7 protein-coding genes are annotated in these 9218 nt (G+C 69.9%); all 7 read right to left on the minus strand.

Going from position 1 to position 9218, the window contains the following annotated elements; genetic code table 11:
• Window positions 1–180 precede the first annotated feature (180 nt).
• The 7 genes from SGR02S_RS17680 to SGR02S_RS17710 all read right to left on the minus strand — a co-directional run bounded on the left by SGR02S_RS17680 (window position 181) and on the right by SGR02S_RS17710 (window position 9110).
• The gene (locus SGR02S_RS17680; protein WP_067113090.1) at window positions 181–828 is read right to left on the minus strand and encodes a Rossmann-fold NAD(P)-binding domain-containing protein; all 648 of its coding nucleotides are present in this window, start codon (window positions 826–828) and stop codon (window positions 181–183) included.
• Between the two features lie 385 nt (window positions 829–1213).
• The gene (locus SGR02S_RS17685; RefSeq protein ID WP_067113093.1) at window positions 1214–2386 is read right to left on the minus strand and encodes a deoxyguanosinetriphosphate triphosphohydrolase; all 1173 of its coding nucleotides are present in this window, start codon (window positions 2384–2386) and stop codon (window positions 1214–1216) included.
• Window positions 2383–4200, minus strand: coding sequence for an SPOR domain-containing protein (locus tag SGR02S_RS17690; RefSeq protein WP_255211518.1), 1818 nt, complete (start codon window positions 4198–4200; stop codon window positions 2383–2385). The genes SGR02S_RS17685 and SGR02S_RS17690 overlap by 4 nt, the downstream gene beginning before the upstream one ends.
• Before the next feature lie 79 nt (window positions 4201–4279).
• Window positions 4280–5782 (minus strand): cell division protein FtsZ, encoded by a 1503-nt coding sequence (ftsZ, locus tag SGR02S_RS17695; RefSeq protein WP_067113100.1) that lies wholly within the window; start codon window positions 5780–5782, stop codon window positions 4280–4282.
• A 208-nt stretch (window positions 5783–5990) separates the two neighbouring features.
• The gene (ftsA, locus tag SGR02S_RS17700) at window positions 5991–7247 is read right to left on the minus strand and encodes a cell division protein FtsA (RefSeq protein ID WP_067113103.1); all 1257 of its coding nucleotides are present in this window, start codon (window positions 7245–7247) and stop codon (window positions 5991–5993) included.
• A gap of 4 nt (window positions 7248–7251) precedes the next feature.
• Entirely contained in the window at window positions 7252–8190 is a 939-nt protein-coding gene (locus SGR02S_RS17705) for a cell division protein FtsQ/DivIB (RefSeq protein ID WP_067113106.1), read from the minus strand.
• Complete coding sequence (locus SGR02S_RS17710; protein ID WP_067113109.1) at window positions 8187–9110, minus strand: D-alanine--D-alanine ligase; 924 nt, start codon at window positions 9108–9110, stop codon at window positions 8187–8189. The genes SGR02S_RS17705 and SGR02S_RS17710 overlap by 4 nt, the downstream gene beginning before the upstream one ends.
• Between the last annotated feature and the right edge of the window lie 108 nt (window positions 9111–9218).

Below are 9218 nucleotides of genomic sequence, written 5' to 3' on the forward strand. Positions count from 1 at the left end.
GGCTTTCGCCGGGGAACGCTCACCTGTCGGAAGGGGATGATTGCCTATGCCCTTCCCGGCAAGCAAGGCTCGTGCCCCTGTCGAAGCCGGGGTCAGATGAGGTTGCGCGGCCCCGCGTGGACCCCGGCTTTCGCCGGGGAACGGCTCGTTCGAAAAGGGGTGACGAGGAAGAGAAGCGCGTCAGATCAAAGCCCGGATCGCGTCGTTTTCATGGACATGCACGCCGGACTCCCCCTGCCCCGAAAGCCGCACGATCGCACGCGCGACAGTCGCCGCGGGGATCGAGCGATAGCGGCGCAGCGTGCCATGGAGCAGCGCGTTGGTGAAAGGCGCGGCCATCATAGCGATCCCCTCGCCGAGCCGTGGCGCCCCTTCGCGTGTGCCCGTCAGCAGGCCGGGGCGAAGAATATCGAGACGCACGAAATCGAGCGCGCGCAAGTCCGCCTCCATCTCACCCTTGGTGCGCAGGTAGAAATTGCGACTCTTCGCCGAGGCGCCGACCGAGCTGACGACGATCATCTGGCGGGCGCCGCCCAGCCGCGCACCGCGCGCCGCGGCGAGCACCAGGTCGTGATCGACCGCGCGAAACGCCGCCTGCGATCCTGCCTGCCGGATCGTCGTGCCGAGGCAGCAGATCAGGGTCGCCGGCCGTTCGGCGGCGATGATATCGGCCCAGCGTTCCAGCGGCGCGACGAGCGCGTGCCCATCCGGCGCCCCATCGACCGCGCGCCGCGCGAGGATGGTCAGCGGGCGGTCGTCCATCGCCGCGACTACCCCACGTCCGACGAGACCGGTCGCACCGATCAGCAAGATGTCAGGGGATGCCATGGCCGAAGCTTAGCGGCGCGGGCGCGGTTGGCAATGCGGCGGGTGTATGTTTCGCGCAGAGACGCAGAGGCCGCAGAGATGAGGTGGAAGAGGATTCACGCGGAGGCGCGGAGGCGTGGAGAGATTTTGCGCCCTCCCCCTCCCCATGTCGTTCCCGCGAAAGCGGGGATCCAGTTGCGACGCTGGCGATCCAACGCTGCCGCGCCGTTTATTCTTTTCGCTGGATTCCCGGTTTCGCGGGAATGACAAAGGGGAGTGGCGCCGAGCGAGGATGAGGAAGCGGAAGATGCGTTTGCGCGCTCTCTCCTCTTTCCGCGCCTTCGCATGCGCCAGAACTCTGCGCGCTCCGCGCCTCTGCGCGGATCTCATTCCAACGCCGCGCCGGTCAGGCGTGCGCCAGCGCCTCGGGCACCGCGTCCCGGCCGAAAATCTCCGCAAAGCGGTCGATGGCGAAGCGGTCGGTCATCCCGGCGATATAGTCACCGATATGACGCACCGTCGCACCGTCGCCTTCGGGCAGGCGCGATCCCCAATCCTCCCCCATCAGGCGCGGATCGGCCGCATAGGCTTCGAACAGCCGCGACACGACCTCCTTCGCTCCCGCTGCCGCCGCGAGTTGCGAGGGGTGATGGTAGAGGTTCGCATACATGAAGCGCTTGAGGTCGCGTTCCTGCCGCGCCAGATCGTCCGAGAAATCGCCGAGGGTCCGGCCCGCGGCGCGGACCTCGGCGACGCTCGCGACACCGGAGGCGGCGACATTGGTCCCGGTCGCGGCGATCACGTCGTTGACCATCACCCCGATCTGGTCGCGCACCAGCTCACGCAGCAGCCGGTCGCGCGGCGCGCCGGGAAAGCGCTTCTCGACCGCACGATAATTGGCGGCCACGAAGGGCTGCGCCATCAACTGGTCGAGCGTCAGCAGACCGGCGCGCAGCCCGTCGTCGATGTCGTGATTGTCATAGGCGATGTCGTCGGCCACCGCGGCGACCTGCGCCTCCAGGCTGGCATGGCTGGACAGGTCGAGCGGGAATTCGGCATCGATCTCGGCCAGCGCCCATCCCGGATGGCGCACCGGGCCGTTGTGCTTGGCCAGTCCCTCGAGCGTTTCCCACGTCAGGTTGAGCCCGTCGAAGCGCGGATAGGGGCATTCGATCCGCGCCAGCGTGCGCAGCGTGTGGCCGTTGTGGTCGAACCCGCCGTGCGCCCGCATCGCATCCTTCAGCGCGGCCTCCCCCGCATGGCCGAAAGGCGGATGCCCGATATCGTGCGCGAGGCACAGCGCCTCGGTCAGATCCTCGTTGAGGCCGAGCGCGCGCGCGATGCCGCGACCGATCTGCGCCACCTCTATGCTGTGGGTCAGGCGGACGCGGTAATGATCGCCGTCGGGGGCGACGAACACCTGCGTCTTGTGGCGCAGGCGGCGGAAGGCGATCGAGTGGATGACGCGGTCGCGGTCGCGCTGAAAGGCGTCGCGCGGGCCGCGCACGCCGTGCCCCGGCTCCGCATGGAGGCGGCCGCGCGTGCGCGCGGGGTCGCTCGCGCACATCGCGAGCGTCATTTCACGGGATCGACGGTCTCGCCCGCCTCGCTGTTGAACAGGAAGCCGTCGCCGCCCGCCTTCTTGTAGTCGGCGAGCCAGTCCTGCGCCGCCTTCTTGCTGGCGAAGGGACCGACGAGCAGGCGGCGCGTCCGGCCCCATTCGGCGGTGGCGCCCGCCTTGCCCTTGAAGAGATCGGCGTTCTTCTTCGCGAAACGGTTGTAGTCGAAGGCCAGCGCCTTTTCGTTGGCGCCGGTGGCGATCTGGACCCACAGGCGTGCGGGGTTCGCCTTTTTCTTCGCCGCTTCCTCCTTCGCCTTGGCGTCGGCTTCGGCCTTTGCCTTGGCGGCCGCCTCTTCCTTCTCGCGCTTCGCGGCCTCGGCGGCCTCGGCCTTGCGCTTCTCCGCCTGGAGCATCGCCAGCGTGTCGGCACCGATCGCATTGTCGGGCCGCGCCAGTTCCTCGGGCGGAATCTCGATCGAACCGATGATGGCGGCGAGCGATGCGAGCGGCGCCGCGGCGGTCGGCTTCGCCACGGCCGCGGCGGGATCGGGCGGCGGCGCGGCGGCGATGGCGGGCGCGGCCGATGGCGACGGCGGAACGGCGGCGCCCGGCGACGGCGCACCGCTGCCACCGACCGAGAAGCCGGGACCGACCGGCCCCGACGCATGGTTGACCGCGACGCCGATCGGCGCCGTGCTGTTCGTGGGCGGCGGAACGGACTGCGCGGGAGCGGGCGACGGAGCCTGCTGTGTGGACGGGAGCGCGGGCTTGCGTTCCGCTGGGGTCGGGGTCGATGCCGCGGAGGTAGCCGGCGGCGTGGCTCGCGGCTGCGGCCGGGTGTCGGGAGACGTCGCGGCGAGCGCCGGAACCCGCCGCGCGGGCGAAGGGGCGGCAGCACCGGCACGCCCGCGCTCGGACCGCTGGCCGCTGGCCGGGCGCCGCGCATCGACAGGCGCCGAAACGGGCGCAGGCGTCGGCGCGGGGGTCGCCGCCGCCATCTGCACCGGCTTGCGACGCGGACCGAGTTCGCCCGAAGGGAAGCGCCCGAAATGCGCCGCCGCCGCCTGCTGCGCCGGGTTGAGCCGGTCGAGTTGGGTTAGGTAGGGGAGGATGTTTTGCGCGAGTTGTGGCGGCATCGTCGCGTTGACGATGTCGGTCGCTTCCTTGTCGCGGCCGTTCATCGCGAGGATCATCGCGCGGACCCGCCAGGCGCCGCGGTCCTGCGCGCGCAGCTGCGGGGTCAGCATCTCCACCGCCCGGTCGGGATCGCCGCTGATCCCCAGCGACAGCGCATAGCGGCGCGTGACCTCTTCATTCGGGCCGAGCGACAGCGCGAGTTGATAGTCGCGCTGCGCCGCGTCCTGCTGCCCGAGCAGGTCGCGCGCGAGCCCGCGGTCGGCGAGGAACAGGCGTTCGGGCGCGCCCAGCAACTGCGCCTCCCCGAAATAGTCGAGCGCGCGGGTCGGATTCTCCATGCGGACCATCGTCGATCCGAGCGCCGCCTTCACCGCCCCGTCGCGCGGATTCGCCTTTTCCGCGCGGACGAGAAAGCCGAGCGCGGCGCGATAATCCTCGAGATCGATCGAGGCGCGGCCGGCATCGAGCAGCGCGCCGGGATCGGACCCGTTCGCCGCGATGCGGGGGATCGCCGACGACAGAAGGGTGCGCGCCGCGGTCCGCTTCTCCATCGCCGCTTTGGTCGCCGCGTCGGGCTGGCTCGCCTGCAACGCCATGGCCGGCCCCGCCGCCGCCGTTCCCAACAGCAGCAGCGTGGCGAAAGCCGTGGCGCGGCGGCGTGCACGTCCCGACCCGGAAGGTGCTCCAGCCGTCAATTTCGATCGCCACATGGGCAAAGTCATCCCGATCTACGGTCCGCCCCTGCCCGTCGCAGCGGCCGCTCGATAAACCCCGTTACTGGTTGTTCTGCCGCCCCAGGAAGCGCGGGATATCGACCCCGTCCTCCTTCTTCGCGGCATCGGCATCGGACGATGCCACGCCGCGCGACAGGCGCGACATGCGCTCGAACAGCGTTCCGCCGCCGATCGGACGCGCCGGGCTTTCGCCCGCCGGTGCGGCGTCGGGTGCGGGCGCCGCCGGGGCGGGCCGATAATCCGCCTCGGGCGTCGCGGCGGGTTCGCCGAGCACCAGTTCGCCGGTGGTGTCGTCATAGGTCGCGGCAACCTGCGAAAGCTCCATCGGCTCTTCCTCGGCCGGCGCGGGCGCAGGGGTCGGCGCGGTTTCGGCCGCCGGTGCATCGCTGATCGAAAAGCCGGGCTGCGGATCGCTGTCGGCATCGACCGCCGGTTCGGCGGCGGGCGATTCCTCGACGGGGCGTTCCTCGACCAGCGGCTCGATCGCTTCCTCCGCCACCGGCGCCGGCGCCGCGGCGCGGCCCGGCTGGAAGGAGAAGCTGCGTGCCGCGGGCGCGGGCGCCGCCGCACTGTCGCCGGTCCCGTCGATGCCGGTCGCGACGACCGACACGCGGATCTTGCCTTCGAGCGCTTCGTTGAAGGCGCTGCCCCAGATGATGTTGGCGTCGGGATCGACCAGCTCGCGGATATGGTTCGCGGCCTCGTCGACTTCCATCAGGCGCATGTCCTCGCCGCCGACGATCGACACGATCACGCCCTTCGCGCCCGCCATCGACACGCCGTCGAGCAGCGGGTTGGCGATCGCCTTCTGCGCCGCCTCCAGCGCGCGGCCGTCGCCTTCGGCCTCGCCGGTGCCCATCATCGCCTTGCCCATTTCGCGCATCACGCTGCGCACGTCGGCGAAGTCGAGGTTGATCAGGCCGGGCATGACCATCAGGTCGGTGATGCCGCGCACGCCCTGTTGCAGCACCTCGTCCGCCATCGAGAAGGCTTCCTTGAAGGTCGTGTTGGGGTTCGCGACGAGGAAGAGATTCTGGTTGGGGATGACGATCAGCGTGTCGACATGTTCCTGCAGCTCGGCGATGCCCGCCTCTGCCGACCGCATGCGGCGCTGGCCTTCGAAGGTGAAGGGCTTGGTGACGACGCCGACGGTCAGGATGCCGCGGTCGCGCGCCGCCTTCGCGATCACCGGCGCCGCGCCGGTGCCGGTGCCGCCGCCCATGCCCGCCGCGACGAAGCACATGTGCGCGCCGTTCAGCGCCTCTTCGACCTGGCTGATGCTTTCCTCTGCCGCCGCGCGGCCGACCTCGGGCCGCGAGCCCGCGCCCAGTCCCTGCGTGATCTGGGTGCCGAGCTGGATGCGCCGTTCGGCCGGCGAGGCGTTGAGCGCCTGCGCGTCGGTGTTGGCGACGATGAAATCGACCCCCTCGACCCGCGCCGCGATCATGTTGGCGATGGCATTGCCCCCTGCGCCACCGACGCCGATCACGGCGATCCGCGGCTTCAGCTCGTCGACCTGCGGCGGGCCAATATCGATGCTCATCAAATAATCTCCCTGCAGCGGCGAACCCCTGCCGCCAGCCTCACCATGCGACCCAACGGGCGGTGGTCCCGCCGCCCGGATTCAAGGATGCGGACCCGTCTATGCCATGTTCGAGGTTTACCACAGACAGGGCCGCACTTAAGTCCCCGCATTGCACTATTGTGACGCCGGAATCACCCAAAAAATTAACCTTTCACGTTCGCTGCGATCAAAAGCTGCTTTTGAGCGCAGCCATCAACCGCTGGAGGATGCCGGCGCCCTTCGGGCGATAGATATCCTGCGCCATCATCGGCAGGTCGCGCAGGTCGACGGGGTCCGACGCGGCATAGAGAACCAGACCCGCCAGCGTCGCGAAAGCCGGTCCCGAGTGGGCATCGGGCAAGCCGTGCAAGCCGCGCGGTCGTCCGATGCGCGCGGCGCGGCCGAGCGCGCTCTGGGTATAGTCGGCAATGCCCTTGAGGTCGGCGCCGCCGCCGACCAGCACGACCTGCCGGCCCACCGGGCCGACGAAATGCAGGTCCTTGAGCGTCCGGCCGATCTCCCCCATCATCGTGTCGAGCCGCTGGCGGATCACCGCGACGAGCTGCGCGCGGGTGATGCGCGGCGATTCGCCCCCCGCGGGGGCGCCGGGATCGAGTTCGATCACCTCGTTGTTGTCGCGCGGGCTGGCGGACGCGGAGCCGTAGAAGCTCTGGAGCCGCTGCGCCTGGCTGCGGCGGATGCCGAAGGCGGAGGCGATGTCGTCGGTGATGTCGCTGGCGCCGAAGGGCAGCGACGCCATCTCGACGAGCATCCCCCCGGCATAGAGCGACACGGTCGTCACCGACGCGCCGAGTTCGACGAGCGCGACGCCGAGGTCGCGTTCCTCGTCCGACAGGCAGGCGAGCCCGGCCGCGATCGGCGCGGCGACCACGGCGTTGACGTCGAGATGCGCCTGCCGCACCGCGACCTCCAGATTCCGCACCGGCGCACCGTCGGCCATGATGATGTGGATGTCGACCCCCAGCCGGTCGGCGTGAAGCCCGATCGGATTCTTGACCCCGGCGAGCCCGTCGAGCGTGTAGAGCGCGGGCTGCGCGTGCAGGATCATCCGCCCTTCCGGGTCGATGCCGGCGCGGCCCGCGGCGAGCAGGTCGTCGACATCCTCCTGTTCGATGCGGTGGCCGCCGAGTTCGCTCTCGATCGGTGCGACGTCGCTGATCAGGCAGCCGGCGGAGAAGGATACCCACACATCGTCGATGTTGAGTCCCGCGATGCGCTCGGCCTGCTCGATCGCCTCGCGCACGACATGCTCGGTCTGCTCCATGTCGGCGACATAGCCGCGCTGGACGCCGCGACTCTCGCGCTGTCCGGTGCCGAGGACGTGCAGCTGGCCGTCGGCGGTCTGTCCCGCGATTAGCGCGCAGACCTTCCACGACCCGACATCGAGCGCGGTGATGATCTTTTCGATGCGCGGCGGCGCCATCGTCCTACCCCTCGTTCGCGGTGCTCGCCGCGACGGCATCGGCGGCCGCGCGCGCGGCGTCGAGCTTCGCGGGCGCCACCTGCCCCTCGTGCGGCAGGCGTAGCACGAAACGGCTGGGATCGCGCATGTCGAAGCGCAGGATGCCGCGGCCGAGCAGCCGGTTGGCGCCGTCCATATGCGCGAATTTGGCGAGCGCACGCTTCGCCTCCGTCTCGCCTTCGGGCAGCGACAGCGTCTCGCCGCTGCGGAACCGCAGGTCCCAGCGGCGGTTGCCGACCCAGGTCGCGCCCGCCAGCAGTTCCTTGAGGCTGCTCGCCTCTGCCAACAGCCGGTCGAGGTCCTGCGCGCGGCGGTTGGCGCTGGGGCCAATGACCAGCGGCAGGTCGGGCATGGTCGCGACCGAAACGGGTTCGAGGACGACGCCCTTTTCGTCGATCAGCGACAGGCGGCCCGCATTCTGCCAGATCGCGGCGGGGGAGCGCTCGACGATATCGACGACCAGCGTATCGGGCAGCCGCCGCGACACGCGCGCATCCTTGATCCAGCCATATTGCATCAGGTCGTGGCGCACGCCCTCCAGATCGACCGCCGCCATCGAGCGATCCTTCTGCGCGAGCGCGATGTCATAGACTTTCAGCCGGTCGATGCGGTCGGCGCCGACGACCTCGACCTTGCGCACCTGGAACCCCGCGCGGCCGACGGCCTGCGCCCATTCCTCCTGCACCTTTGCCGTCACCCCCGTCGCATGGGCGGCAAGTCCGGCGACCGCGAACAGGCTGAGGCCGATCGTCCAGTTGGCGATCCGCTGAAGCGTCGCGGGCCGCACCGGCAGCGCGTTGATGATCGCGTCGAGGCGCGAGGTCTGGACCCGCCTGCGCTTGCGCGGCGCCCGGACCGGGCGGCGCGGCGGGGCCTTGGCGCGCTTGATCCGCGTGCTGCTCACAGGGCGTCCTCCACGATGCGCTCGACCAGCTCGGCATAGTCGATGCCGATCGCGCGCGCCTGTTCGGGCACGAGACTGAGCGGCGTCATGCCGGGCTGGGTGTTGACCTCGAGCAGATAGATGCCCGCCAGGCCATGTTCGTCGTCCCAGCGGAAATCCGAGCGCGACGCCCCCTTGCAGCCGAGGATGCGATGCGCCTGGAGTGCCAGGTCCTTCATCCGCTGCGCCACCTCTTCGGGCACGTCGGCGGGGCAGACATGCTGGGTCAGGCCGTCGGTATATTTGGCGTCATAATCGTAGAAGCCCGACTTGACGCGCAATTCGGTGACGCCGAGCGGTTCGTCGCGCAGCACCGCGACGGTCAGTTCGCGCCCCTTGATGAAGGGTTCGGCCAGCAGCCGGTCGAACGCCTGCCACGGCCCCACGGCGTCGCGCGCGATCGGGTTGCCGTAATTGCTGTCGTCCCTGACGATGGCGACCCCGACCGACGAGCCTTCGTTGACGGGCTTCAGCACATAGGGACGCGGCAGCGGGTCGATGGAAAAGAGGCTTTCGCTGTCGACCATGGTCCCCGCCGGCATCGGAACGCCATGCGGCACCAGCGCCTGTTTCGTCAATTCCTTGTCGATCGCGATCACCGAGGTGACGAGGCCGCTGTGGGTGTATTTCAGGCCCATCAGGTCGAGCATGCCCTGCACCGTCCCGTCCTCGCCCGGCACGCCGTGGAGCGCGTTGAACACGACGTCGGGATTCGCCTCTGCCAGCCGCTGCGCGACGTCGCGGCCCATGTCGATGCGCGTCACGCGGTGCCCGCGCGATTCGAGCGCGTTGGCGATGCCCTTGCCGCTCATCAGCGACACCTCGCGCTCGGCGGACCAGCCGCCCATCAGCACGGCGACATGCCAGGGGCCGCGGGTCATCGGAAAGTCCTCCCCGCTTGCGGGGAGGTGGCAGGCGCGAAGCGGCTGACGGAGGGGGCGATCGCGGCCCGCCGACGCTGTTTGAGGACGCCAGCCCCCCCCCCCCCC

It is taken from the genome of Sphingopyxis granuli NBRC 100800, assembly GCF_001591045.1.
Classification (GTDB): domain Bacteria; phylum Pseudomonadota; class Alphaproteobacteria; order Sphingomonadales; family Sphingomonadaceae; genus Sphingopyxis; species Sphingopyxis granuli.